This window comes from Stenotrophomonas sp. YJH_SMC_14-1 (assembly GCF_059372275.1).
Genome location: NZ_JCAFVK010000004.1, coordinates 72,823 through 96,606 on the forward strand (window position 1 = coordinate 72,823; position 23,784 = coordinate 96,606).

General features: G+C 62.4%; 21 protein-coding genes. 11 read left to right on the forward strand and 10 right to left on the reverse strand.

Annotated elements, in window-relative coordinates:
• Nucleotides 1-87 precede the first annotated feature (87 nt).
• From AC5P9P_RS11960 to AC5P9P_RS11970, 3 genes are read left to right on the forward strand one after another with little or no spacing between them, the layout of a single operon-like run.
• Nucleotides 88-711 carry a sigma-70 family RNA polymerase sigma factor gene (locus tag AC5P9P_RS11960; protein WP_111172814.1) on the forward strand — a complete coding sequence of 208 codons (624 nt, stop codon included), beginning with the start codon at nucleotides 88-90 and terminating at the stop codon, nucleotides 709-711.
• Nucleotides 708-1,382 carry a ChrR family anti-sigma-E factor gene (locus AC5P9P_RS11965; protein WP_111108581.1) on the forward strand — a complete coding sequence of 225 codons (675 nt, stop codon included), beginning with the start codon at nucleotides 708-710 and terminating at the stop codon, nucleotides 1,380-1,382. Before AC5P9P_RS11960 ends, AC5P9P_RS11965 begins: the two co-directional genes overlap by 4 nt.
• Before the next feature lie 11 nt (nucleotides 1,383-1,393).
• Nucleotides 1,394-2,086, forward strand: coding sequence for a Rossmann-fold NAD(P)-binding domain-containing protein (locus AC5P9P_RS11970; protein WP_111108580.1), 693 nt, complete (start codon nucleotides 1,394-1,396; stop codon nucleotides 2,084-2,086).
• A gap of 2 nt (nucleotides 2,087-2,088) precedes the next feature.
• Here the strand turns inward: AC5P9P_RS11970 and AC5P9P_RS11975 are convergent, their stop codons facing one another.
• Genes AC5P9P_RS11975 through AC5P9P_RS11985 form a run of 3 tightly spaced genes read right to left on the reverse strand, consistent with a single transcriptional unit; the run spans nucleotide 2,089 to nucleotide 7,182 of the window.
• Nucleotides 2,089-4,488 carry a hybrid sensor histidine kinase/response regulator gene (locus tag AC5P9P_RS11975; RefSeq protein ID WP_111108579.1) on the reverse strand — a complete coding sequence of 800 codons (2,400 nt, stop codon included), beginning with the start codon at nucleotides 4,486-4,488 and terminating at the stop codon, nucleotides 2,089-2,091.
• Nucleotides 4,481-4,948 (reverse strand): response regulator, encoded by a 468-nt coding sequence (locus AC5P9P_RS11980; protein WP_049403011.1) that lies wholly within the window; start codon nucleotides 4,946-4,948, stop codon nucleotides 4,481-4,483. Before AC5P9P_RS11980 ends, AC5P9P_RS11975 begins: the two co-directional genes overlap by 8 nt.
• Nucleotides 4,945-7,182 carry an ATP-binding protein gene (locus AC5P9P_RS11985; RefSeq protein WP_495232796.1) on the reverse strand — a complete coding sequence of 746 codons (2,238 nt, stop codon included), beginning with the start codon at nucleotides 7,180-7,182 and terminating at the stop codon, nucleotides 4,945-4,947. Before AC5P9P_RS11985 ends, AC5P9P_RS11980 begins: the two co-directional genes overlap by 4 nt.
• 251 nt (nucleotides 7,183-7,433) lie before the next feature.
• Here AC5P9P_RS11985 and AC5P9P_RS11990 point away from each other — a divergent pair, with 251 nt between their 5' ends.
• On the forward strand, nucleotides 7,434-7,727 hold the full coding sequence (locus tag AC5P9P_RS11990) for a hypothetical protein (protein ID WP_005413314.1): 294 nt from the start codon (nucleotides 7,434-7,436) through the stop codon (nucleotides 7,725-7,727).
• A 10-nt stretch (nucleotides 7,728-7,737) separates the two neighbouring features.
• Here AC5P9P_RS11990 and AC5P9P_RS11995 read toward each other — a convergent pair whose 3' ends face one another.
• Both AC5P9P_RS11995 and AC5P9P_RS12000 read right to left on the reverse strand, forming a co-directional pair.
• A complete protein-coding gene (locus AC5P9P_RS11995) occupies nucleotides 7,738-8,223 on the reverse strand; it encodes a TspO/MBR family protein (protein WP_495232797.1) in 486 nt (161 codons plus the stop codon).
• 73 nt (nucleotides 8,224-8,296) lie between these two features.
• Nucleotides 8,297-10,492, reverse strand: a complete 2,196-nt coding sequence (locus AC5P9P_RS12000; RefSeq protein ID WP_495232798.1) for an AsmA family protein — start codon at nucleotides 10,490-10,492, stop codon at nucleotides 8,297-8,299.
• A 133-nt stretch (nucleotides 10,493-10,625) separates the two neighbouring features.
• Between AC5P9P_RS12000 and AC5P9P_RS12005 the strand changes: the two genes are divergently transcribed.
• Together AC5P9P_RS12005 and AC5P9P_RS12010 are read left to right on the forward strand one after the other, a co-directional pair.
• The gene (locus AC5P9P_RS12005; RefSeq protein WP_065184847.1) at nucleotides 10,626-11,105 is read left to right on the forward strand and encodes a GNAT family N-acetyltransferase; all 480 of its coding nucleotides are present in this window, start codon (nucleotides 10,626-10,628) and stop codon (nucleotides 11,103-11,105) included.
• A 71-nt stretch (nucleotides 11,106-11,176) separates the two neighbouring features.
• Nucleotides 11,177-11,497 (forward strand): hypothetical protein, encoded by a 321-nt coding sequence (locus AC5P9P_RS12010; protein WP_053496645.1) that lies wholly within the window; start codon nucleotides 11,177-11,179, stop codon nucleotides 11,495-11,497.
• A gap of 852 nt (nucleotides 11,498-12,349) precedes the next feature.
• Here the strand turns inward: AC5P9P_RS12010 and AC5P9P_RS12015 are convergent.
• A complete protein-coding gene (locus tag AC5P9P_RS12015) occupies nucleotides 12,350-13,282 on the reverse strand; it encodes a DNA-binding protein (protein WP_495232799.1) in 933 nt (310 codons plus the stop codon).
• 103 nt (nucleotides 13,283-13,385) lie between these two features.
• On the opposite strand from AC5P9P_RS12015, the gene AC5P9P_RS12020 reads away from it, so the two are divergent.
• The 5 genes from AC5P9P_RS12020 to AC5P9P_RS12040 all read left to right on the forward strand — a co-directional run bounded on the left by AC5P9P_RS12020 (nucleotide 13,386) and on the right by AC5P9P_RS12040 (nucleotide 19,966).
• Nucleotides 13,386-14,471 carry a site-specific integrase gene (locus AC5P9P_RS12020; RefSeq protein WP_495232845.1) on the forward strand — a complete coding sequence of 362 codons (1,086 nt, stop codon included), beginning with the start codon at nucleotides 13,386-13,388 and terminating at the stop codon, nucleotides 14,469-14,471.
• Nucleotides 14,472-14,689: 218 nt separating this feature from the next.
• Complete coding sequence (locus tag AC5P9P_RS12025) at nucleotides 14,690-15,286, forward strand: hypothetical protein (RefSeq protein WP_495232800.1); 597 nt, start codon at nucleotides 14,690-14,692, stop codon at nucleotides 15,284-15,286.
• Nucleotides 15,252-16,856, forward strand: a complete 1,605-nt coding sequence (locus AC5P9P_RS12030; protein ID WP_495232801.1) for a hypothetical protein — start codon at nucleotides 15,252-15,254, stop codon at nucleotides 16,854-16,856. The genes AC5P9P_RS12025 and AC5P9P_RS12030 overlap by 35 nt, the downstream gene beginning before the upstream one ends.
• 195 nt (nucleotides 16,857-17,051) lie before the next feature.
• Nucleotides 17,052-18,197, forward strand: coding sequence for an SIR2 family protein (locus AC5P9P_RS12035; protein ID WP_099552192.1), 1,146 nt, complete (start codon nucleotides 17,052-17,054; stop codon nucleotides 18,195-18,197).
• Nucleotides 18,194-19,966: an ATP-binding protein gene (locus tag AC5P9P_RS12040; protein WP_495232802.1), complete on the forward strand. Its 1,773-nt coding sequence runs from the start codon at nucleotides 18,194-18,196 to the stop codon at nucleotides 19,964-19,966. The genes AC5P9P_RS12035 and AC5P9P_RS12040 overlap by 4 nt, the downstream gene beginning before the upstream one ends.
• A gap of 384 nt (nucleotides 19,967-20,350) precedes the next feature.
• Here the strand turns inward: AC5P9P_RS12040 and AC5P9P_RS12045 are convergent, their stop codons facing one another.
• The 4 genes from AC5P9P_RS12045 to AC5P9P_RS12060 all read right to left on the reverse strand — a co-directional run bounded on the left by AC5P9P_RS12045 (nucleotide 20,351) and on the right by AC5P9P_RS12060 (nucleotide 23,624).
• Nucleotides 20,351-20,815 (reverse strand): EamA family transporter, encoded by a 465-nt coding sequence (locus AC5P9P_RS12045; RefSeq protein WP_439426867.1) that lies wholly within the window; start codon nucleotides 20,813-20,815, stop codon nucleotides 20,351-20,353.
• Between the two features lie 26 nt (nucleotides 20,816-20,841).
• Complete coding sequence (locus AC5P9P_RS12050; RefSeq protein ID WP_495232803.1) at nucleotides 20,842-21,768, reverse strand: leucine-rich repeat domain-containing protein; 927 nt, start codon at nucleotides 21,766-21,768, stop codon at nucleotides 20,842-20,844.
• 1,039 nt (nucleotides 21,769-22,807) lie between these two features.
• Nucleotides 22,808-23,233, reverse strand: a complete 426-nt coding sequence (locus AC5P9P_RS12055) for an SDR family oxidoreductase (protein ID WP_353949940.1) — start codon at nucleotides 23,231-23,233, stop codon at nucleotides 22,808-22,810.
• 250 nt (nucleotides 23,234-23,483) lie between these two features.
• Nucleotides 23,484-23,624, reverse strand: coding sequence for a DUF2256 domain-containing protein (locus AC5P9P_RS12060; protein ID WP_111188304.1), 141 nt, complete (start codon nucleotides 23,622-23,624; stop codon nucleotides 23,484-23,486).
• Nucleotides 23,625-23,784: the final 160 nt, after the last annotated feature.

Below are 23,784 nucleotides of genomic sequence, written 5' to 3' on the forward strand. Positions count from 1 at the left end.
CCGGTTGGATGCGTCGTGCCGTCTGCATCCAATTGCTGCCCCTGCGCGTACAGAGGACAGACCTTCACCCGCCCGCCGCGAACCCAGATGTATCCTGACGCCGCCAGCACACTCCTCAACTTCGATAGCGCACGCACCGTGTCCAGTTCCCAGCAGCCGAGCAGCGAGCCGACGAACTGGGCCGGTGACATGGACGGCGTGGCGCGCCTGCGCGACCGCGACTGTTTCATGCGGATCTATGACTACTTCATGCCGCGGCTGTGCGTGTACCTGCGTGGCCTGGGTGCACCCGACGGCGTCGCCGAGGAACTGGCCCAGGAATGCCTGCTGCGCCTGTGGCTGCGGGCCGCCGACTACGATGCAGCCCAAGGCGCCCTCAGTACGTGGCTGTACCGGATTGCGCGAAACCTGCATATCGATCACATCCGTCGCGAGCGCAGCTGGATGCAGGTGCAGGCAGCGGTGGAGGACGCTGCCACACTGGATGTGATCGAGCGCAGCAGTGCCGAGCAGTTCGCCGACCAGGCACGTCTGCGTCAGCGCATCAACGAACTGCCCGCGGTACAGGCGCGGCTGGTGCGGATGTCCTATTTCGAGGCCAAGAGCCACAGCGAGATTGCCGACGCACTGGGCATGCCGCTGGGAACGGTCAAATCACATTTGCGCCGCGCCTTTCTGCAACTGCAGGCCAAAGTGGGAGGTGCGCTGTGAACCCGCACCACCATCTGCACGAATCGACCCTGATGAGCTATGCCGCCGGCGCGCTGCCGGCGCCGTTGAGCATCGTCGCCGGTGCCCATCTGGAGCAGTGCCCGAATTGCCGTCAGCGCCTGCGCGACGCCGAAGCGATCGGCTCGGTGCTGCTGGAGCAGACCCAGCCACCTGCAGCGGAGACGCGACGCGAACAACTGCGCGAGGCAATGCTGATGCAGCTGGCCGCGGAAGCGCCGGTGCCCATGGCTGGGGTCGCACGCTCCGTGCCGAAGGAGCGCCCCGAGGCCAATCCGGACCATCTGCCTGCATCGCTGCATCCGTACTTTGGCGCCTCGCTCAGCGACCTGCGCTGGCGCTGGATGGCGCCGGGCGTGCACTGCATCCGTGCAGAGCAGATGCCTTCGCTGATCATGCTGAAGATCGCCCCCGGCAAATGCCTGCCCATGCACAGCCATGGCCGGAGCGAATTGACGCAGATCCTGCGGGGTTCGTACAACGATGCGCTGGGGCTGTTCGCACCGGGCGACGTGGCGGATCTGGATGGAGACGTGGAGCATCAACCGGTGACCGCGCCGGGTGTGCCCTGCATCTGCGTGTCAGCGCTGGATGCGCCGCTGGTGTTCAGTGGCTGGCTGGCGCGGAAGATCCAGCGTTTCGTGAGACTCTAGCGGGGACGACGATGGCCGGGACGGACGCATTACGGATTCTGTTGACCGGTGCCGCAGGCCTGGTCGGGCAGGGTGTGGCATTGGCCTGCCAACGCTCACCGCAGGTGTCCCGCCTGACAGCGCTGGTCCGCCACCCGGGAAGTCTGATCGGCGCCGGCAGCGTACTGATCGTTCCGGACTTCCTGCGTATCCAGGACCGGTCGGATGAACTGGCTGGGTTCGATGCCTGCTTCTACTGTGCCGGGGCGCCACCGGTTGGCACGGCAGAGGCCGAGTACCGACGCGTGACCCTGGACACCACCTTGGCGGTGGCCCGTAGCTGGGCGGCCGCCAATCCCGAAGGGTGCTTTCTGTATGTATCCGGTGCCGGTGCGGACCCTCGGAGCCGGCTGATGCCGTTGAGGATCAAGGGCGAGACCGAGGTCGCATTGCAGGGCCTGCCGGTTCGCACCGTGATGCTGCGCCCGGGGGGCGTCAGGCCGGTTCCGGGCACCGGCACCCGTCATGCCCTGTTGAAGCCCCTGTACTGGGGCGGTGCGCCGTTGATGAAGCTGGCCGGCGCCGTTGCGCCGTCGCTGATGACCAGCAATCTGGCCCTGGGTCAGGCGATGGTTGCACTGGCCGGCAGGGAGCATCCGCCGTCCACGGTGGAGTGCGCGGACATCAACCGGATCGCCGCTGGCGTACGCGACCCTGCCTCCTGAGCTCAGTGCGGCGCGGCCTCCAGCGCAGTGCGTACTGCCAGCGCCAGATCACTTCGCGTAAACGGCTTCGGCAGCAGGGCAACCGCGCGTCCCTGGCTCCCCGCCTGATCGTGGTCACGTGGATAGCCCGACGTGAACAGGACGGCCACTTCCGGCCAGCGTTCGCGGACTTGACGGACCAGCTCCCAGCCCGACATGCCGGGCATCACCACGTCCGAGAACAGCAGGTCCACCCTGGTATCGGGGCGCTCCAGCAACCGCAGTGCGGAGGGGCCGTCGTGGGCTTCCAGCACGCGGTAGCCGAGCAGCCGCAGCGAATCCACCGTGTGGGCGCGGACATCGTCGTTGTCCTCGGCCACCAGGATGGTTTCCTCGCGCGGTGAGTAGCCGGCCAGGCCGGTCTGCGGGATGTGTGCTTCGCGGGGCAGGGCCAGCGGCGAGCGCGGGAACATCATGGTGATGCTGGTGCCGCCGCCTTCCACCGAATCGATCAGCACGTGGCCCCCTGACTGCTTGACGAAGCCATGCACCATTGACAGGCCCAAGCCGGTGCCACGGCCAACCTGCTTGGTGGTGAAGAACGGTTCGAAGACCCGGCCAAGCGTCGCCGCATCCATGCCGTGGCCGTTGTCACGCACCCGCAGCATCACGTACTCGCCCGGCGTCGCATCCGGAAACAGCGCGGCGTAGTCGTGGTCGAGGTGACTGTTGTCGACCTCGATCACCAGTCGGCCGCCGTGCGGCATCGCATCGCGGGCATTCACCGCCAGGTTCAGCACGGAGGCCTCCAGCTGGCTGACGTCGATCTCGACACACCAGATGTCCTCGGCGCTGCGGATCTCCAGCTGCACCAGCTCACCCAGCGCACGCTGCAGCATGTCGTGCATGTCCAGCAGGCGCTCGTTGAGGTTGGCGGCCTGGCTGCGCAGCGGCTGGCGTCGGGCAAATGCCAGCAGGCGCTGGGTCAGGCTGGCGGCACGCCCGACACCCTTCAGCGCATTGTCCAGCGCCCGGCTGACCATCGCTCCGGCTTCGCCGGCGCGCTCGTTCAGCAGCATGGCGTGCTCGACGTTGCCGGAGATGACCGTCAGGATGTTGTTGAAATCATGCGCGATGCCGCCGGTGAGCTGGCCGACCGCCTCGATCTTCTGTGATTGGCGCAGTGCATGTTCGGCCTGGAGGCGCGCCGTGGTTTCCACGGCCTCGGAGACCACGGCGGTGACCACGCCTTCGGCATCCAGCAGCGGGCGGAAAGAAAAATCGAAGCTGCGCGGCCCGGTCGGGAGTTCCAGCTCCAATGAATGCAGCGAACTCCGGCCCTGCACGGCTGCAGCGACGGCCCGATCGATCAGCGCGCCGATGCCATCGGTTGTGGCGAACCAGAGCGATTCACCGAAGCGTTGGCCAACGACGTCCTTCTTGTCCGCCAGTACTGCGGCCAGTGACGCGTCATTGGCATCCACCACGCGCCCGGACAGATCCAGCAGCATCTGATGCTGGAAGCTGGATTCGAAGATCGCCTGCAGGCGCCGCTTGCTGGCGCGCAACTCGGCCGTGCGCGCCTGCACCTGCTGCTCGAGCAGCTGGTTGTCCTCGCGCAGGGCCAGCTCGGCCTGTTTCAGCTGCGAGACGTCGCTACCCAGGCAGATATACCCGGCCACGCTGCCATCGGCCGCATGCTCCGGCACGCAGTCCATCTGCACGAATCGTGATTGGCCGCTGCGGTGCACCAGTTCGACCTGGAAGCTGGTGCGTTCGCCCTGCAGCACCCGTTCCAGGCTCGGCAGGGCGTGTTCGAAGGCGGAAATGCCGCTGACATCGCGCGCTGTCCGGCCCAGCAACTCGGCCAGGCTGAATCCATGCCAGTCCAGGAACGCCTTGTTGGCGAACCGGTAGCGATGCGCGTTGTCGAGCTGGGCGATCAGCGCGGGTACGGCATCCGTCACCTGCTGCAGCTGCGCCTGGCTCTCATTCAGCGCAGCCTGCGCATGAAGCAGCTGGTTGCGCTCATGGGCTTCCTGACGGGCGCGACGGATCGCATCCGGCAGGCGCTGCAGGCGCTGCTTGACTACATAGTCGCGCGCGCCACGGGTCAGCGCCTGCACCGCCAGCTCTTCGGTCAGCGTGCCGGAGACGAAGATGAAAGGGGTCTGCGGAATCCGCTCGCGTGCCAGTGCGAGGGCCGCATCGCCATCGAATCCGGGCAGCACGTGGTCGGCGAGGATCACGTCGAACGCACGGCTGTCGATGGCCTCGATGAACGCATTGCGCGTCCACAGGCGCTCGACCTCGAACTCCAGGCCGGCACGCCGCAGCTGTGCGGTGATCAGCTCCGCATCAAGCGCGCTGTCCTCCAGCATGAGGATGCGCAGGCGCTCGCTGCGGCGCGATCCATCACGCATTGTGCTGCCCCGAGCCGCTGGGCCGGTGCGGTGGTGGCTGGTTGGTGATGCCCCAGAACATGCCCAGTCCTTGGATGGCGTCAAAGAACTCCTTGAAGTCGACCGGCTTGACCACGAATGCGTTGACGCCCAGTTCGTAACTGCGCACCAGATCCTGCTCCTCGCGCGAAGAGGTCAGCATCACAACCGGGGTGCTGCTCAGGTACGGGTCGCCACGGACCTGCTCCAGTACCTCCAAGCCATTGACTTTGGGCAGCTTCAGGTCCAGCAGCACCACCACCGGGCCGCCGTGCATGGCACCGGCGAACTTGCCTTCGCAGCGCAGGTAATCCAGCGCTTCGGCGCCGTCGCGTACATGGATGACATCGTTCAACAGCTGGCAGCGCGCAAGCGCGGCCATCGTCAGCTCTGCATCCTTGGGGCTGTCCTCTACCAGGAGGATCGGCCGCAGGTCCCTCATGGGTGTTCTCCTGTGGAGCGGGGTAGGGTGAAGTGAATGGTCGCGCCCTTGCCGGGCTCGCCCTCGGCCCAGGTGCGGCCGCCATGGCGGCCGATGATGCGGCGGACATTGGCCAGGCCGATGCCGGTGCCTTCGAACTCTTCGACGTGGTGCAGGCGCTGGAACACGCCGAACAGCTTGTCCACGTAGCGCATGTCGAAGCCGCAGCCGTTGTCGCGCACGAAGAAGTGGTCTTCCTCGTCGTTTCGCTCGTGACCAACCTCGATCACTGCATGTTCGCGCTCGCGGGTGAACTTGATCGCGTTGGCCAGCAGGTTCTGCCAGACCAGGCGCAGCATCGTCGGATCGGCTTCAACCTCCGGCAGCGGTGCGAGCGTCCACTGCACGTCGCGGCCGGTGTAGTCCAGGGCCAGGCTCCGGCGCACATCCTCGGCCAGCGCGGTCATGTCCAGCCGCACACGCCCCAGCGTGGAGCGTCCCATCTGCGAGAAGCTGAGCAGGTCATCCACCAGCGTGCCGGCGGACTTGGCCGATTCCACGATCGTGTCCAGGAAGCGGCGCTCGGTATCGTTCAGGCGCTCGCCCGCCGAGCTGCCCAGCAGTTCGGAATAGCCGACAATGTGACGGAACGGAGCGCGCAGGTCGTGGCTGACCGAATAGGAGAAGGCTTCCAGTTCCTTGTTGCTGCGGAGCAGCTGCTCGTTCAGTTCGGCCATTTCCTCGGCCTTGCGCAACACGATATCGACGATGGCCGTGCGCATCTCGTGTGCCGCGTCGCAGTCAGCGTCGCTCCACGGCAGGCTGCGCTGCTGCACGGTCTCCTTCCAGGCCTCGAACGAGTTGCGCGGGGACAGCGCCACGCCCGGTGCTGCTTCCTTGCGGGGATCGCCACCCCAGCGCACGGTGCGCACCACTTCCGGCCGGAACCACATCAGGTAACTGTCATGCAGCTGCGAAATGGACACCGCCAGCAGGCCGCTGGCGACGTCGGCCAGGTGCGCGGCAGGCGACCAGTCGGCTGCCAGGTGATCGGTGCAGTAGGTTTCCTGGCCGGCCTGCTGCGTGGCCAGCCAGTTCGCCAGGGCCAGCACGTCGCTGGCGGAAGGGCACTGGCCGACACGCAGGCAATCGCCCTTGTGCACGATCGCCGCGCCGGCCGCGCCGGTCAGCGACAGCAGGCTGGCCTCGTCCTGGCGCAGGGCCGCCATGAAGTCCTCGTCGCCGGCCATGCGACCCAGTAGCTTGACCAGTATGGAACGACGGGCAACGCGCTCTTCGATCGCACGCGCACGCTCCTTCAACGCAATCTGCAGCGACAGGATCTGGCCCATGAACTCGCAGGCAGTGCGCACGTGGTAGGGCAGGCGGCGTGGCTGCACGGTGTGGCAGGACACCAGGCCCCACAAGCGGCCTTCATGCACCAGCGATACCGACATCGACGCGCCGGTCCCCATGTTGCGCATGTAGTGCAGGTGCACCGGCGAGACGCTGCGCAGGACCGCCATGCTCAGGTCGGTGGGCGGCGCGTCGCGTTGATCCTCGGCACGCATCAGCGGGGCCGGGGTGTAGCTGTTGTCCGCGATCAGGCGCACCCGGTTGCGGCGGTAGAGTTCGCGGGCCTGTGCTGGAATATCCGATTCGGGGAAGCGCAGGTCCAGGTAGGACGGCAACAGGCCGTTGCCATCCTCGGCCACCACGATGCCGTTCCAGCCAGCATCGAACTGGTAGACCAGGGTGCGGTCGAAGCCGGTGAGCCGGCGCATGTGCGCGGCAGCCAGCTGGCAGAGGTTTTCCACGGTGCTGGCCGACTCGATGCCGGCCATCAGCTCGCGGATGGCCGGGTACAGCTCTTCCAGCGAGCCGGGCTGGCCCGGAACCGGTGCTTCCAGCTCGACCAGCAGATCGGTGGCGGAACGGTGCACCAGCAACTGATGCCGGCCGTGGCCGTCCAGATGCACGGCACCGACATGGGCACTGCTGCCGATCACGGCCTGCTGGAACAAGCCCTGGAACGGCGCCAGCACGCCGCCGAACACCTCGCTGACGTGCCGCATCAACGGTTCGCCGAACTGCTGCAGCAGCCCGGGCTGGCTGATGGCGCGCTCGCGCACCTGCAGGGACTGCGGCTCAACGACCAGAAGCACACCATAGGGCTGGATCGCGCCGGGGGTGTGGATCGGTTCGCGCGCGCAACTGGACAAGGCAGTGTCGTGCGCGGACTCAGCAGAAGGCATCAAGGGCGGGACTCATCATTCGTGGATGGCTGGAAAGGCCCAGTGGTACATCCGGTACCCCTCAATGGTGAAGCAAAATCGTGCATTCGCCTACCAGTGTATGCGTGTGAAGCGTGCTTCTGTCCAAGCTGAATTCTTCATGTGGGGACGAGGTCGAGCACTTGCAGTTTTCGCGAAGAATACATATCCGCTGCACATCAGCTCGACAGGTCATTGCCTAGAGTGGATCCACTTCCCCGAGCGACCGCCCCGTGAACCTGCAGCCCGCGCCCCTGTCCCCGTACCGCATGCTGGCTGACAGCTGCCAGTTTGAACTGCTGGATGTGGATGCGCTGCAGGACCCGGCCAGTGGCCGGCTCCTGCACCTGTATTCGCTGGTTGCCCGCTGCCTGTCCTGCGAGACGATCTTCAAGGCCGAAGAAGGGCAGGGCCTGGTCAGCCATACTGCGGCGCGGGTGGTGCGATGCCCTACCGGCTGCGGGCAGCAGGCGTTCAAGCCGGCCCTGCTGCGGACCTGGCGCCCGCAGGTGGTTGCCCAGGCGTAAGCGGCGGAGATCACAGCAGCCCGGGATTGGCTCGCCATACCGCGAAGTTGAGCGCCGAGGCGAACGAGATCCAGGCCAGATAGGGAAGCAGCAGCGCCGCCGCAGTCGGACGGATGCGCGCAAACGCGACGATCGCTGCGCAAACCAGCGCAATCAATACAAGAATGTCAACGAAGGCCAGGGCGCCCAGCTTCCAGCCGAAGAACAGCCAGCTCCACAGCGCATTGACGGCAAGCTGCACCAGATAGAGCATCAGCGCCGGTCGTGCCCCGCGCCAGCCGCGTTCGCGCCACACCAGCCACGCGGCAATCGCCATCATGGCGTAGAGCAAGGTCCACACCGGACCAAAGACACTGGCTGGTGGTGCCCATGCGGGGAGGGCAAGGCTGGCGTAGAAGCTTGCTGCGGACGTGGACGCCCACGCGCCCAGGGCGGCCGCGACGAAGGTGATCGCCACCCATCCCAGAAGTCCGGAAACCTGTGAACTCCGCTTCATACCGTGCAGCTCCTTGATACGTATGCGGCCTGTCTACGCACAGGGGCAGCGAATGGATGCAGGCTGTCGGCCTTCAATCTGAAGAGCCGACGGCACCGGCTCCCTGGCTCGCTGGCAGCAGGGAAGGTCGCTGGTCAAACCACTCCCTTGCCTTCGCCAGGTGCCATTGGCGCTGGTCACCGTCCAGCTCGATGCCCGCACCCAGCAGCCCCCAGCGCAGGTAGAGATCACCGCGCTTGCGCTGGTCGAGCAGATCCAGCCGCGCGCGTACCGAAAGCCGATCGTTCTCGGCCTGCAGTCCATCGATGATCAGATGGCCCGGGCGCCAGCGCAGCGTCGCCCGTGCCTGCACCTGGCCGGAATCCAACAGCGACAGGGTCCAGCGCGGGTAGTCGGTACGCTCTGCGAACAGTGCAAGCAACGGCCGGGCATCGCTGAGATCCAGATCCGTGGTGGCATCGACCTGGAAGGGCGACTGCGCATCGATGCGGCCACGCTTGAAGGCCACGCGGCCCTTCCATGCACTTGGGCGCTCTGTACCGGCCACCTGCACATTGCGCAGCTCCACGGTGGTGCCGGACAGATCGAAATGACGCTGATTGAAGTCACCGCGGCGCAGCGTTGCCTTCACGTCGACGTCGCCGCCCATGTCCAGCCCTGCCACCTTGGCGCTGGCATTGCGCCCCAGCAGCCGGGCAGTGCCGTGGCCGACGCGTCCATCGGTGTCGAGCGTGGCATCGCCGCTCAGGCTGCCGGTGCCACGGAGCAGTCGCACCTGCGGCGAGTACAGGTAGCGGTTGTAGGCGGCCAGGTCGGGAATGGTTGCTTGGCTGAATCGCAGGTGCGCGCGGATACCCTTGCGCAGCTCCTGCAGGCGACCATCGCCGCTCAGGTCCAGGGCCAGATCACGGCCGTCGAACAGGCGCACATCCTTGGCATCGGTTGGCCGTGCAGTGAATCGTGGCAGCCGGACAGCCAGCTGTGCCTGGCTGGGGCTGCCGGCCTTCAATTCGCCATGGGCGCTGGCCGTACCCGCCAGTCGTACGCCGGCGACTTCGGCCACGGCTTCGGCGGCCGGAATGTCCACAGTGCTGCCTTCGATCAGTTCGCCGTTGCGCACGCGCAGATCCGCTTTCAGCGTGCCGCCGCCGTCCAGCTGCAGCCACGGCTTGCGAACGAACAGGGCAGGGATCCAGTTGAGCGAAGTGAACGTCCATTCGCCGCGCACGGTACCAGAGCTGCGTTTCAGCAGCTGGGCGGGCTGCTGGAAGGGGATGTCCCGGCCACGGACGTGCAGATCCGCATCCACTTCACTGCCTGAGCCGGGTTTGGGCGGCAGGCGGGCCTGCAGGCGCAGGTCGTTGGACACATTGAGCTGCAGGGCCAGCACGCCGCGATTGGGGGCACCATCACCCAGGTAGAGCGGCACCTGCCAGATCGCGCGGTCCCCGGGCTGCAGCTGGCCGTCGATCAGGTGCAGCGCCAGCTGCAGGCGTCCGGGCACGGGCGCGCTGGAGATCTTCGGCGTTGTGGCATCGGTGTCCATGCGCAGGCCCTGGCTGCGGGCATCCACCTCGAGCTGGGCATGCAGCAGCTTCAACTTGGCCAGGCCGGGCGCCTGGTCCCGATAATGGCGCGGATAGCTGAAGCGCGCGGTGAGATCCATGTCGCCCAACAGCTGCACGCCGTCAAAACTGGTGTCCGCATCGCTGAACGCCACCTCGGATTCGAAGAGCTCCGACGGCCCGCCGCGCAGCTGCTTCAGGAACCCCACAGTACCTTGGCCCTTGCCAATGATCAGCAACTTGCCAAAGCGTGCGCTGCGGATGCTGTCGCTGTGGATGGCGTCGAAACGGAGCGTCCAGCCGCGGTCGCTGCGCGGCGGTGGCGGGATGGCTTCTTCGACGCGGCTGATCTCGGCGGAAACCCCCGTCGCCTGCAAGCGCGGAACTCGCACCTCGCGCTGGAACAGGGGCAGCACCGCCAACCGGGCGCTGGCGCGCTCGGCATGCAGCACGTAGACCGTGTGGTTCACGTGGCCGCGCATGTGCACGTTCCAGGCGATGACATGGCCGGGCAGCAGCGTGATGGCCGGGCCGGTGGTCATCACGAACTTGTGCGGCTTGCGGTTGGTGACCTGATCGAACAGTGGCGTATTGAGGAAGATGTTGCCGGCCAGCAGGTACAGCAGGTAGATGCCCAGCAGGACGTAGGCGGGAACGCGCCACCGTCGAAGCCGGTGCGGGATGTGCACGGAAACAGGAGACATCTACTGCTCTGAGGGCCGGAATTTCCACAACTATTGCGGAGCCGATGGCGGTGGCGCGTGAAGCAGCTACGGGGCAGGCGCTGGATTCTGGTAGTGTCCGGCCTGGTCACGACCACAGATCTGCAGGAGACGCATGGAGATCCGGCCCGCCCGTGCAGGCGATTTCGACGCGATGTGGGGCATGTTCAAGACGGCCATTGCGGCGCAGGATGCGCTGCCCTTTGCCGGCTCTTTTGAAGTCGAAACGTTTCGCGTGCATTGGCTCCTGTCGCAGACACCTTATGTGGCCGTTCTGCAGGGCCGGGTGGTGGGCATGTACAAGATGGGCCCGAACTTCCCTGATCTGGGGGCGCATGTGGCGAGCGCCACGTATGTGGTGGATGTGTTGGCACAGGGGCAGGGCTTTGGCCGGGCCCTGGTGGAACACAGTCTGGAACGGGCGAGGGCGGAAGGATTCCTGGCCATGCAGTTCAATTACGTGGTCAGTACCAATGCCCCGGCCGTGGCGCTGTACCGGAAGCTGGGGTTCGATGTGGTGGGAACGCTACCGAAGGCGTTCCGGCATGGGACGCTGGGCTTGGTGGATGTCTTTGTGATGCACAGGTTCCTGTGATGCGATGCGTCCGCCGCGCGTGGTCGGCGATATCCAGCCGAGGCTGGCTGCACAATTCCTGAGGATGTCCCTTGAATCCATTGGTACAGTTTTTGCTGAGTCTGCTGGCGGGCGCGTTCCTCTTTCTGTTGGCTGTGGGGCACGACTACTGGAAGCGCCTGCGTTGGCTCTTCGGATGGGATCCCAATCTGGGCCATGAATCTGCAGACAAGCTCATTTCCATCGCCAACAGGACGGTGCTGGTGACGGCCGCCTTGCTGTTGGTCTGGGCGGTGACAGGCCCATCCCCGTACCGGAGGAACTGGGAGATGGAGGTTTGGGGTTTGGCGGCCGGCACGTTGATTGCGTATGTGGCGCTCATCCTCAGCGCATCGACGCGGGCCCGCGCCTAGATGGCATGGAGCTCGCCGGCATGGAACGAGCCGAATAGCGTGACGCGTCACGACCAGTGAGTGGCTACGGCTGGGGTGCCAGAACGCGCTCCTGAGGCCTCGGTCGTTGGTGCCGAATCGGCGAAAGCGCTCTTGCCAGGCTGGCGTGCAGCCACGGCAAGATCAGCGGCAAACTACGCCCGCAAAGCCGTCTTTACCGGCCACTGTCAGATCCGCAAGATCCTTTGCCATTCCTGCAGAGGTTGGGGGAAGCCCAAAGGGCGGTTGGCAGTGATCGAATCACTGACAATCAGGCCGGCGCCTGGAGTGGATCAGGGGCGTGACTGGTGAAGCCTGGCTCGGGCAATGGCGTAATGAACATAATATACATTATGCGAAATACTGTATCGGGCGGCCGCAGCCTTCGTTGGCTCTGCATGGCAATGGCTGAGGCTCTGGTGATTGACGTGGAGAAGTTGCCCGGGAAACAGAGGAAACTCGCCCTATCTGGTTCGGAAACCCGCCCGTAATTCGTAGGATCCACGGATAGGCCTCCCCAGATTTGCTCGAACTACGAAAAAGACGCCCCGAATTCCATTCAAGTCCGTCAGCCAGTTCGCGTCTTCTGCCCTGGTGCTTTGCCGCAGGATGCAGCCATGTTGCCCGCACTTCTGTCATCGAGCTGAGGTTTTTCGAAAAAGTTTGAATGCAGCCATTGCGCCCGCACTTACGCTATGTAGCGTCAGATACCATGGCGTAGACGCCAAGGCTCAACTTCGGACTTCCTCCATGAACGATACTGATCGAGAAATCATGCTGATTGCCGCCGCAATCGCCGGATTTGCGGTCTCATTCACCTGCTGGGCTGCTTGGCTAGCCCGTAGAACGCGTCTTGCGCGGAGTCACCGCACACGCTCCCAGCGCAGCGGTTGAACGAACTTTCTTGGGCCGCTTGGGTGCCACTTCTTGCGGAGTTGGCATATTGCGAAGCCCTGAAAGCTGCCCTTCGAGAGCTTCACATCTGCCACGCAGGATATCTGCAGACTGGGTGGCCGTTGCTGCCGCCGATTGGGCGACCTGGATATCCTGGCGCAGCTGGTTCTCAAGGAGCCTATGGTGTTCGGAGGTCTTGCTTAGCTGCGCCAGGAGCTCTTTGACCTCCTGGCGCGCTCGATCGACATCGCTCAGCGCTCGATTCTCGACAGATCTGACGTACTCGGTCCAGTCCTCGCGCTCAGATTTCGCCGTCTCTAGGGCCTCGTGAAGCCGGACGTCGAGTTGCTGTCTCGCTGTTTCGGTTCGGTCGGCTCTTCGACGCTCGAGGTCGCGCTGCTCTGCAAGTTCAGAGATCTGTAGCTGAAGCTGGTCGACCAGGTGCTGTAGCTCTGAAGCTTGGGTCGTTGCAATTCTCTCCCCGATGATTGCAACGTCACGCTCTGCACGCATTTGCGCCAGCTCTTCAGCCACAAGTCGGGAGCTGGCCTCCAGCGCATCACGCTCGGAAGCTAGGGCCCGCTCCGACGATGCAAGCTCTCGACGGGCGGCCTCCTGGGCATGCTTCAGCGCCAACTCCCACCATTGCCCGGCGAGTTCTACCAAAACCGCTGGCGCATCTTCCAGGTTTGGACGCGCTGGCTGCAGGCGCGTGCCAAGTCGGTTCCACCATGTTTCCAGCCAGCGGGTCACCGTGTTCGGCGAGCCTGTCCCCAGGTGAGCCCGGATCCGCTCTACGGTTGGGCGTTCGCCCTTGGCGACCAACTCGTCAGCGGCGGTATGGACGTCAGTTTCGGTGATGCCGCGGGCCATGCGAAGTCTCCTGTACTGGCACCCTACTCTGCTGATAACGTACTCGCGATAAGTGATGATTATCGCGGGTATGATCATCAAAACGTATCGTACATTACATAGTATGAAAGGTATTTCTACAATTCCCGCACTTGCCGGGACGGCCACCTGCCTCGCACTGCCCGAACAGCTGGCCCAACAGGCTGCCGATGCGGTCCGCGAGCTGCTGGCCGAAGCCGCAGCCGAGAACACGACCCGCAGCTACACCAGCGCCCTGCGCTACTGGGCCGGCTGGCACGCGGCGCGCTACGGCATCGAGTTGGCCTTGCCGGTAACCGAAGCCATCGTGCTCCAGTTTGTAGTCGATCACGTACAGCGCCGCTCGACCGACGGCGAATTGGCCTGGGAACTGCCGCCGGCCGTCGACCAGGCCTTGGTGGCCGCTGGCCTCAAAGCCAAGGTCGGCCCGTGGACCTTGGCCACCGTGCGCCATCGCGTTGCCGTGCTTTCCACTGCGCACCGGCTCAAGCACGTGGCCAATCCCTGCGAGCAGCCTGCAATTCGCACCGTGCTCAGCCGCGCGGCGCGGGCCGCGGTTAAACGCGGCGAGCGCCCACGCAAGAAGACTGCGATCACCCTGGCCGAGCTGGAGGCCATGTTGGCCACCTGCGACGACAGCCTGGAAGGAATTCGGGATCGCGCCCTACTCTGCTTCGGGTTCGCTAGTGGCGGCCGCCGGCGCAGCGAGATCGCCGCTGCCGACCTGCGCGACCTGCGCCGGATTGGCGAGGCGGGCTATATCTACCGGCTGGAGCACAGCAAGACCCAGCAGGCCGGGGTTACGGCCACCTCGACCCCGGACAAGCCGGTGCTTGATCGGGCCGCCCTCGCCCTGCAGGACTGGTTGGACGCAGCCGGGATCACCGAAGGGGCGATCTTCCGGCGGCTCTGGAAACAGCGGGTCGGCCCTGCCTTGTCCCCGGCGGCTGTGGGTGAGATTGTTCAGCGGCGGGCTCGCCTGGCCGGACTGGAGGGCGATTTTGGCGGACATAGCTTGCGCTCGGGGTTCGTGACCGAGGCCAGCCGCCAAGGCATTGCCCTGCCGGCAATCATGCAGCTGACCGAGCATCGGTCAGTGTCGAGCGTAGTGGGATACTTCCAGGCCGGAAGTGCTTCATCAAATCCTGCTGCTCGCTTACTGGAGGACTGACTTCCGGTCGCAAGCCTTGTGCTCTGGCGGACGAGCGAAGCTCAAAGCCTGCACTGGGTAGTTAGAGCGTTGATTGGTCAGGGGAGAAAGCCAATTTTGGAGGCTCAAGCGCCGCGGAGGGTTTGCCAGGATATGCTGATCCGCCTCAAACCTGCTAAAGCGGCTCGAACTAAGATTTCGTGCCAGTAAACTACCTTTTCCCTGAGGAAGCAGATCAAATGTTGCCCGATCTCCGAAAGGTAAAGCGCGAGCTACACAAGGTGCACCTCAAAACGATCAGCGCCTTAGCTCAAAAGCAATTGGGAGCATTCTCGGACATCCCGCGACACATAATTCATGAAGGCGACGGTATGGTCACTGTGCGCGCCGATGGGACCGCGGAGGAAAGCGGCATGTCGACGGTCTCTGCGGAGAGCTCGATCGATGTCAGAAAAGTAGCGACGCTCACGCCAGCTGAGCGCTACGATGTGCTAGCCGACTTGGCGCGTCGGATGGCTGAAGGGATGTCAAAAAAACTCTACGGCGACCTTGACCGCACGCTGGAGGCTGCCGGCCAGGTGATAAATGGAAAGGGAAAAGGGTTCACTCCCGAGCTACTCTTGGAGCTACTCGAGAAGATCGAGATGGATTTTGATGATGCCGATCAGATAAAGAATATGCGGGTGGTCATGCACCCAGAATCCAGGCAGGATTTTGCCAGAGCCCAAAGTCAGTTGGACACGGACCCAGTCCTGCAGCAACGATACAACGAAATCATGCAGCGGAAGCGAGAGGAATACCATGCTAGAGAGGCTGCTCGAGAACTGGTTGGATAGTGCGAGTGAGTTGAGTTACCAGCAAGTCTTTGTCCAGATGCTATCTGCATCCGGGTACACCGTTCTCCACAGCACCCGCCACTGCCTGCTTGAGTTCGGAAAAGACGTGCTGGCCATCGCGCCGGATGGAGTGGGTTGCGCCTTCCAGCTAAAAGGCCAGCCCAACAAGCAGATGACTGTGAGTGAGTTCCGAAGGGATATCCAGCCTCAGCTGGTCCAGCTTATGTCCCAGCCGCCCGCAATGCCTGGCTTCCCTCCTGGCGTTCATCGGTCTTACCTCGTCAGCAACGGTAGCTTCAGCGAAGAGGTACAGGTAGCCGTTTCACAGATGAACACAGCGCCCTATCCTTCTAAGCTTGAGTTGTGGAGCCGGGGCAAGCTGTTGGACATGGCTCTTAGTGCGTCAACCAAGTTGTGGCCCAGCGAGATTGACGACACTAGGCGACTTCTGGACCTCTACATGGCAGATACGTCGGATCAGCTTCCCTTAGGCCTCCTTGCGGGCATGCTGAGCTCGATTCTTTTGCTGGATCAACGTGATTCTGAAAGTGCCCCCCCGTCTGTCCTGGAGCTCTCTCGTGTTTCCAGCAGTGCAATGTGGGCAACGAGCATTGCTCTGTCACCATTTGTGCTGAGCGAGAACCATCAAGCGGTCGCGGTTGGCTGGACGGTGTGTCGGGCCATGTTACAGGCGATGTACGAGAAGAATGGCGGGAAATGGGAGGTAGGCCACCATTTTGAACTAGCCGAGAGGGCCATCCTTGACGCGCTGGCAGCTCTTTGGGTCGAAGTCAGTCGGCGGGATCACCTTGCGATGCCCCCGGGGTTAGAGGACTCGGTCATCTATGGATGGCGGATCGGCGTGCTGCGAGGGCTGCTGTCATCCCTGTATCTCGCCAACGAATCTCAGCCATTGTTGCCGCCTGAAGAGCACAGGGACTTGGGGGCATGGCTCATGGAGGAGCGCGGCGCCCCAGACCTTTGGGGCGAGGCCGCCATTGCTTGCGAGTTTCCCCCTCTACTCGTTCTATGCAAGAAGGGGGACGACACGCGGGTCGCGGATACACTAGCGAGCTTGGCGGTCACCATCATCGCTTTGAACCAAGCAGATTCAAGGTTAGCATTGTCGAGCCCCTACTACGACGGAACGGCTAGCTTTCTCGCTCAGATGTCGCTCGACGTGGAGGAAAGTGAGAAGGAGACTTTTGAGGGCTCCTCGTACATGGCACGGGTTCTCCTACTTTCACTGGCGGCTATCGGCGAGAAGTCGGCGTGCAAACGCCTTTGGCGTGACTTCTCCAAACTCTCGCACCGATACTTCCTTCATGCCGAAGAGTGGATGTACCTTGTTCCCACGGCAACACAGGGTCAAGAGCTGACACGCATTTATCCGAGCACGTACGAATGGTCATCCCTGGTCTCGGAGGCCGAGGGGGTCGGGCGTATTCCTAATCTGCCTATTTGGCTGCTCGCAATGTGGTGGCAGGCGTGTCCACACAGAGCTAGCGCAGGGCCCTGGCTAAGCTCGCTAGTATCGAGTCGAACTCAGGTTGCGCCGGTCATACAATGATACGCGCTCCCCTGCCTTGCACCCCCGCGCCGCTTTACGGGGCGTCGACTTATGTACTAAACCAGAGTCTGACCCGCCGGGCAGCATCTGATCAACTGAATAGCAAGTGCTGCTTGAATTAAGCGGGCGCCTAGAGAATTAACGTACGATCTATGTCCCTGCAAGGTAAAGATTTCCCCCTTTCAAGGTCCGGTCATGAGCTTTGATGTCAACGCAATATACGACAAGCCCCTCAACTTTCTGATCGGCTCGGGCGCCTCGTTTGGGTTGCTGCCGACTCTTGCCCTAAATGTCACATGGGCCGACGGCACAGCACACAGCATCGAGACCTTGGCGACGTATTACGAGCAGCAAGAGGATAGGAAGCGCTACACCGCGCTTTTCATGCACTACTACGACCGGTGCATTCGCCCGGCTCAGCAAATGTCGTTCGAAGCCATTCGCAACGACCCCGCGCGAGCGTCTGTTCAAGCCAATTACGAGCGCTTCATTCGGGTAGTCCTCACGCTGCTCCAGCGCCGGCGCGGGATCGACCGGCGCTGCAACGTATTCACTACCAACTACGACGGGTGTCTGCCGGAAGCGGCCAATCGTATTACGCTCGACGGCGGGCAGGATTTCGTGGTCAACGACGGGAGTCGTGGCTTCTTCCGTCGTGTGGTCGAAGCGCGCAACTACAATACCTACCTGACGCGCACAGGCATCTTTGAGCGGCACCGTCAGACCGTCCCTCAGATCAATATTATCAACCTGCATGGTTCGGTCTATTGGTCCCGGCATGCCGATCAAGTCCATGTGAACTACAGTCATGATCACCTGGTGGACGCCCCGTTGGTCGATGATCAGATGCGAGATGCAGTGCAGGCGTATTGGAGGCAGTTGGACGCGGGCGGCCCCGTTACGGCGCTGCCTGATGTTTCCCTCACTCAGGTTCAGATGGACGCCTTCTGGACAGCCTACCGCCAGCTCCCGATTGTGAACCCCACAAAATGGAAGTTCCACGAAACGGTGTTTGAGGAGCACTACTACCAGATGCTCAGGATGCTGAGCTTTGAGCTGGAGCGGGAGAATGCTGTCCTCATCACCTTCGGGTTTTCGTTCGCCGATGAGCACATCCTCAACCTAGTCAAGCGCTCGCTGTCCAACCCGCAGCTGATGGTCTTCGTCACGTGCTTCAATGAGACCGAGCATTCCCGGCTGTCCGCCCAGTTTGCCGACTACGCGAATGTGGTGTGCGTGATGGCCCCGAACGGCCATCTAACCTTCGATGCGTTCAATGCACTGCTCTCTGCCGCCAACCCGCCGCCCGCCGCAGGGCCCGTAGTCGGGGCTGTGCCATGATGCGGGTCGGCGAGGTAATTGCCGTGGCAGGCACTAAGGTCACGCTCCGTATCGACGAGGAATCAAGCAAGGAGGTCCTATTCCTGCGCGGCGAACGGTTGAAGGGCATTTCCATCCGCGAATACCTAGCCATCTCCCGCGGCTTTCGGGACATCATCTGCATGGTTGAAGGCGAATTTTTGGATGAGCGCCGGAGTGAGACGGATGGTGTTCGAACCGAATATGTCCGACGCGTAGATGCGCGGCCAATCGGGTATTTTGAGGAGGGCCGGTTCATCCATGGGATCAAGTTCTTGCCAATGATCCTGGACGAAGCCCACCTCTTGTCGGACCAGCGTATTGCGCAGATTTTTGATCGATCAGGGCATGCCCCGGGCTTGCGCATCGGGGTGTTGCAGAAAGAAGGCCTGCCGGTCGCGCTGCCCTATACTCGCGTCTTCAACACTCATATCGGCATATTTGGGAACACTGGCAGCGGGAAATCCAACACCTTGGCCAAGCTGTACACGGCATTGTTTGAGAGCAACCCGCCTGGCTTAGCCCAGCACAGCCGCTTCGTCCTCATCGACTTCAATGGCGAGTACACCCAGGAGCAACTCGTTGATCCACCCCACAAACGGGTGCTCAATGTGTCAACCGGACGCATTCCTGGCGACCACATCACCATCTCGCCGGAAGAGTTCTGGGATGTCGAGACCCTCGCACTGCTCTTTCAGGCCACTCAGCACACCCAGCGCCCCTTCCTGAGCCGGGTGGTAGAGGGTCGCAAACGCTTTGGACACTTACCCGACTCGTTGACTCGCTATTTTCGCAGTGTGATCAAGAAGACCTTCACCGCGAGCCGCCCCCGTCCAGAGCTCTTGGACCGAGCCCGCTTTTTGGTCCGCCAGTTGGGGCTGGACGACCTCATCGAAGCGCTCGACCAGATTCAATGGCACGGCGGCATGGCGACCTTCAATAATCCGCGGAGTGGTACTTGGTTCAATGCAGACGGGGTTGGCTACGCCGGCGCGCTAGCCCCACTCGTTGACGCTGCACCCCTTCCCGACATGGACGCGTTTGAAGAGTTGGACATTCGCTGCCACCTGGGCCTGATGAACGATATAGGCACGGGGCAGGTTCAACTGGACCACATCTTGCCGCTGATGAAGCGCATGGAAGGAGCAATCGCCATGCTGCGCAAAGCTGTTCAGGTGGCGGTGGAAGATGCCCAGCCCCTCTCCATGGTGACGGTTGTATCGCTTAAGAGGTGCAGCACCGACGCAAAGAAGATTCTTCCCATCCTCATCGCCAAGCACGCGTATCACCATCATCGCGCCGCCGTGGCCTCGCCACCTAACCGCACGTTGCACCTTATTATCGACGAGGCTCACAACATACTTTCCGAAATGTCCGCGCGCGAAGCGGAGGCGTGGAAGGACTACCGTCTGGAACTTTTTGAAGAAATTATTAAGGAAGGACGTAAGTTCGGCGTCTTCCTGACTATCGCCAGCCAGCGGCCAGCCGACATCTCTCCGACGATCGTATCCCAGATCCACAACTTCCTGATCCATCGTCTGGTGAACGACCGCGACCTGTTCCTGATTGACAACACTATCTCTAGCCTTGACCCGATTTCCCGTGCGCTGATTCCAAACTTGACCCAAGGCTGCTGCGTCGTGACAGGGACTGCCTTTGACCTGCCGATGGTTGTTCAGGTCGACATGCTCAGCAGCAACCGACGTCCGGATAGTGGGGACATCGACCTTCAGGAGCTTTGGCACGCTTAGCGCCAATGCTCCTGCCGCATCTTGCAACGGGGGTGTGTGACGGCATGGGGCGAATGGGCCACGCAGATATGGTGTTCAAGGTGGACGGGCGCTAGCAAACCCGCGGTGCACCGCCGACAGCGGGGTTCTTTTGGAAAGCCGATACCTATGGCTTTCCACTATAGAAATGCCTACGTTGGGTCAGCGGATCCTCTTTCTTACCCGCGATAAATCTTCCTAATCCCCTGCCCCGTCGATGTCCCCCTCCCGGCCGGAAGCGGACATCGTCAGGTCACTTGATCGCCCACAAGAGCATTCCCACTCTGGTCGGGTTGTGGCACCTCGATGCTTTCCTGTTGTTGCATCCCACCGCCTTGAAGCTGGAGCGACCGGCTTGTGTGCGATCTAATCGATCGGCCCGACTGCCTCCTGCGTTCGCCATCGCCTCCATTTGCTGGGCTTCAGTTCACTGACGATCACGCCGATCACGATAAGCGCGGCCCAGAGAATGGAGAGACCAGGATGGCGCTCACCGGCGATCCGGCCGATGATCCCACCCCATACCGACTCGCTGGCATAGATTACGGTAGCCCGGGTAGGTGAAACGGTCTTCTGCGCCCAGTTCATGGTGAACTGGATTAACATGCTGGCGGCGCCCAAACTCGCCGCGGCCCCCAGCCACACCCACGAGAAGGCCGGTATCGACTCTCCGGCGAATGGCATGGCGCATAAAGTAAACAGGGCACCTGCTAGAAGTTGAAGTGTCGTGACGCGCCGGGCAGCAACTTTGCCTGCGTAGTGCCCAATGAGAATGATCTCGCCCGCCAATGCGAACGCACTCAGCAATGTCACCCGCTCGTCCCGGCTCATGCTCAGTGCGCCATTGTACGGCGGAACTACTGCGCTTCCGCTGCAGCTTCAGCGGCGGCCTTCTTGAGATTCAACTTTGCCATCCGAGCCCTAACCCCACCTTCGCGATCACCTAACCGCTGAAGAATCTGCCGTTCACTGAGCGTAAAGTGCTTCTTCTTCGTTAGTGCTACGTGCGCCAGCGTCGGATGATCCACAAGCGGCGCCATGTCGCCATCGAGCACGTTCGTATCCAAGAAAACAAACCTCTGCAAAGAGCGCAATCGGCTGACGAACCGCACGTGATCGAGAGGCGAGCATTTCATGTACATCAGGTTGACCATATGTTTGCCCCTCACCAGGTCCGCAAAACCGCGGACGTTCTTGCAGTGCTCGAAACGCAGTTCACGGAGCTCGTTTAGCTCGCAGATTGGGTCGATGCACTCCAGCTTCGGCGCGAAACCGACGAAGAGTTCGCGCAGACCTTGCATTGTTTCGAGCCCCTTCAAGCTCTGCAGCTTATTGAAATAGAGCGAGAGCTTCTCCAGCGCGGGCAGGACGGACAATTCGGTGATGTCACATGATGCTGGACTGAATCCGCCCAGTGCCAAGCCCTTCAAGCGTCCGAGGCTTTCGTCGACGCGAAATTTCCTACTCCATGGTTGGCCTAGTGATTCGAGCTTAGTGAAGGGACTAAGGTCGTCGATGGCATTCGGCCCCGCGTTGGTGAAGAAATGCTTCAGCCACTCGGCATTTCCTCCCAGAACGGACAAATCGACTTTGTCGAAAAGCATCAAGTGAAAATCAGCCACAGGGAAGAAGGCCTCAATGAAGTCGATACTCTTGAGGCCAGGATTCTCGTGATCCGAAATGCCGAGTTGCGTGTATTGCCCGGTTCTCCACAGCTCTACGCACTGGGGTACGTGCTCAGCGTCCACGTAGAGCGTGCTGCCTTGCAGTTCGAATTCGAACACTGAGTCAACCACTCGTGTCCGTCCGGGCAGGCTAGCTTGATCGCTTTTCATGGCGACCAGCTTGCCACGACCCAAGACTTGGCGTACAGCGCGGCCAGCCGTTCGCCATTGGGACCGCCCTGGATGATGTACTTCCCACCTCCTCCGCGAATGATGGAGCACTCAGAGGGAGGTGGCGTGAACTGCGCTACCACTCTTGCGCGCGCGAGCCCATGCACCATTCACGCGTCCTTCACGCGTCTTTCTGGCCCCAAGCAGACCTCTTCCCTAACCTCGATAAACACCCCAATCCCCTACCCAGCCGACGTTAGCCTATGGCCAGGAACGGACATGCTCCACAATGATGGCCGCCTTCAAACCGGGACGATTCAAAATTCTGTCTATGCAAAAATCTGCACACGCGTCGTGCTCAATTTCGGCTCATACCCGTGCTGTCTGCTCGCCAAAGGCCGATCGTCATGCTTCGGTGTCGCCGTGCAGCGCGGCACGCATGCGACCCTAATCCAAAGGGCGTATCACCCCTTCGACATACCATTGCAAATCGTCAGGCCTTGAAACCGTAATGGCCAGATAGCAGCTTTGCCCGGGTGCTACGGCGTAGGATAGTGCATCGTCCGATGCCTGTGTCATCCCGCGCCCCCCCCCCCCCGCTGCTGCATACCATCGAACCGTCCGTTCAGCTGTTTCACAACCCGTACCTGAGTGCCGGTGAAGAAGGCGCCATCGCGCGACGGAAACCGCAGCTACTCGGCCGTTTCCCGGCGGGCAGCCCGCAACCGCTGCGGGCCGGTGAGTTGCGCAGTAGCCGACGCCATCACCGGCACTATTCCCAGCAATATCACCACTGCGCTCTTCATGACGTCTTGCCCGTAGTTTTACCGAAGCCGTCAATGATAGCGATCCGCCTCAGCAGGACGCTGCGCTACGGCACCGGCAGGAATGCAAAAAAGGTAATGGCATGCGTTCTATTCGCTGCGCAGTAAAAGCAGTGAATACAGTCAATCTCCTATAGCGCAAAGGCGCCATCTGGCCTGCCGCATCAGCCAGCCTGCTGGGCGATATCGGCGTTCTTGATTAAGTCCGGCCGCTGCAGCCGATTGATCACCAGCCGCGGCACGCATCGGCGAATCGCCTCGGTGCTGGTGAAAACCTGTGGGCAGATACCCGCGGCCGGCGCCAGCACGGGGCTTCCCACGGCATACAGGCCACGGCGTAGCCGATGCGGCGAGGCCACCCCGAGCACCGGACGCAACACGCCCGGACGCAGGCTGGTATGGGCCAGCCCCGAGCGAGCCAGCACCTGTTCTGCCTGCCCCTTGACCTGCAGGGGCATCATCCTGCTGCCGGGATCGGCCGCCATGCCGGAGATGAAGGACACATAGCCGGCCTGATTGGCCGCGGCATGGCCCACAATGACCCCTTCCAGGGTCGCCACAGTCGCCTCGAGGTAGACGGCCTCCGACATTCCAAATAGCCGCGGTCCGCCGCAATACAAGCAGGCGTCCAGGCCGCGCAGGTCCAGACCGTCCAGCGCGTCGTTGAGTAATCCGTCAGCTGCAGCGCCTGCACCCGGGGATCGAGGGCGGTGAAGGGGCGCGACACCAGCACGCTCACCGCTTCCACTTGGTCGCACTGCAGCAGCACGCGCACCACGCCTTGGCCGACCAGGCCGGTGGCACCGCCCAACAAAATCCGCTTGCCCACTTTCCGGTTCCTTATCGGTGTTGACGGCAGCGCTGAGAACAGTAGCGCACGCTGTCCCATTCACGCGCCCACTTGCGTCGCCACGTAAATGGCCGCGCGCAACGTGCGCATAGCTTTTGCGGCAGCTCGGCCTTTTTCCGCATCCGCGCCATCAGATCGCCTCCGCATGCGGCACCGGGCACGCTTTAGGGCCGCAGCCATCCCGCCCGGCCGGCCAAGGCAAGTAGTGGTCCAAGTGATGGAGTGGTCGTGTGATCACGCGATTTCTACGCAGCGGCTCTGCCATTTGATGCATCCAGAGCGATGGCCGCT

What these genes read in the sequence shown, in the direction of transcription:
- AC5P9P_RS12055 (WP_353949940.1), bottom strand. Translation starts at nt 23,233, where the DNA reads ATGTCGGAGGCCGTCTACCTCGAGGCGACTGTGGCGACCCTGGAAGGG.
- AC5P9P_RS12015 (WP_495232799.1), bottom strand. Translation starts at nt 13,282, where the DNA reads ATGGCCCGCGGCATCACCGAAACTGACGTCCATACCGCCGCTGACGAG.
- AC5P9P_RS11970 (WP_111108580.1), top strand. Translation starts at nt 1,394, where the DNA reads ATGGCCGGGACGGACGCATTACGGATTCTGTTGACCGGTGCCGCAGGC.
- AC5P9P_RS11995 (WP_495232797.1), bottom strand. Translation starts at nt 8,223, where the DNA reads ATGAAGCGGAGTTCACAGGTTTCCGGACTTCTGGGATGGGTGGCGATC.
- AC5P9P_RS12035 (WP_099552192.1), top strand. Translation starts at nt 17,052, where the DNA reads ATGAGCTTTGATGTCAACGCAATATACGACAAGCCCCTCAACTTTCTG.
- AC5P9P_RS11980 (WP_049403011.1), bottom strand. Translation starts at nt 4,948, where the DNA reads ATGAGGGACCTGCGGCCGATCCTCCTGGTAGAGGACAGCCCCAAGGAT.
- AC5P9P_RS12025 (WP_495232800.1), top strand. Translation starts at nt 14,690, where the DNA reads ATGTTGCCCGATCTCCGAAAGGTAAAGCGCGAGCTACACAAGGTGCAC.
- AC5P9P_RS12005 (WP_065184847.1), top strand. Translation starts at nt 10,626, where the DNA reads ATGGAGATCCGGCCCGCCCGTGCAGGCGATTTCGACGCGATGTGGGGC.
- AC5P9P_RS11985 (WP_495232796.1), bottom strand. Translation starts at nt 7,182, where the DNA reads ATGCCTTCTGCTGAGTCCGCGCACGACACTGCCTTGTCCAGTTGCGCG.
- AC5P9P_RS12020 (WP_495232845.1), top strand. Translation starts at nt 13,386, where the DNA reads ATGAAAGGTATTTCTACAATTCCCGCACTTGCCGGGACGGCCACCTGC.
- AC5P9P_RS11975 (WP_111108579.1), bottom strand. Translation starts at nt 4,488, where the DNA reads ATGCGTGATGGATCGCGCCGCAGCGAGCGCCTGCGCATCCTCATGCTG.
- AC5P9P_RS12060 (WP_111188304.1), bottom strand. Translation starts at nt 23,624, where the DNA reads ATGGCGCGGATGCGGAAAAAGGCCGAGCTGCCGCAAAAGCTATGCGCA.
- AC5P9P_RS12000 (WP_495232798.1), bottom strand. Translation starts at nt 10,492, where the DNA reads ATGTCTCCTGTTTCCGTGCACATCCCGCACCGGCTTCGACGGTGGCGC.
- AC5P9P_RS11960 (WP_111172814.1), top strand. Translation starts at nt 88, where the DNA reads ATGTATCCTGACGCCGCCAGCACACTCCTCAACTTCGATAGCGCACGC.
- AC5P9P_RS12030 (WP_495232801.1), top strand. Translation starts at nt 15,252, where the DNA reads ATGCTAGAGAGGCTGCTCGAGAACTGGTTGGATAGTGCGAGTGAGTTG.
- AC5P9P_RS12040 (WP_495232802.1), top strand. Translation starts at nt 18,194, where the DNA reads ATGATGCGGGTCGGCGAGGTAATTGCCGTGGCAGGCACTAAGGTCACG.
- AC5P9P_RS12045 (WP_439426867.1), bottom strand. Translation starts at nt 20,815, where the DNA reads ATGAGCCGGGACGAGCGGGTGACATTGCTGAGTGCGTTCGCATTGGCG.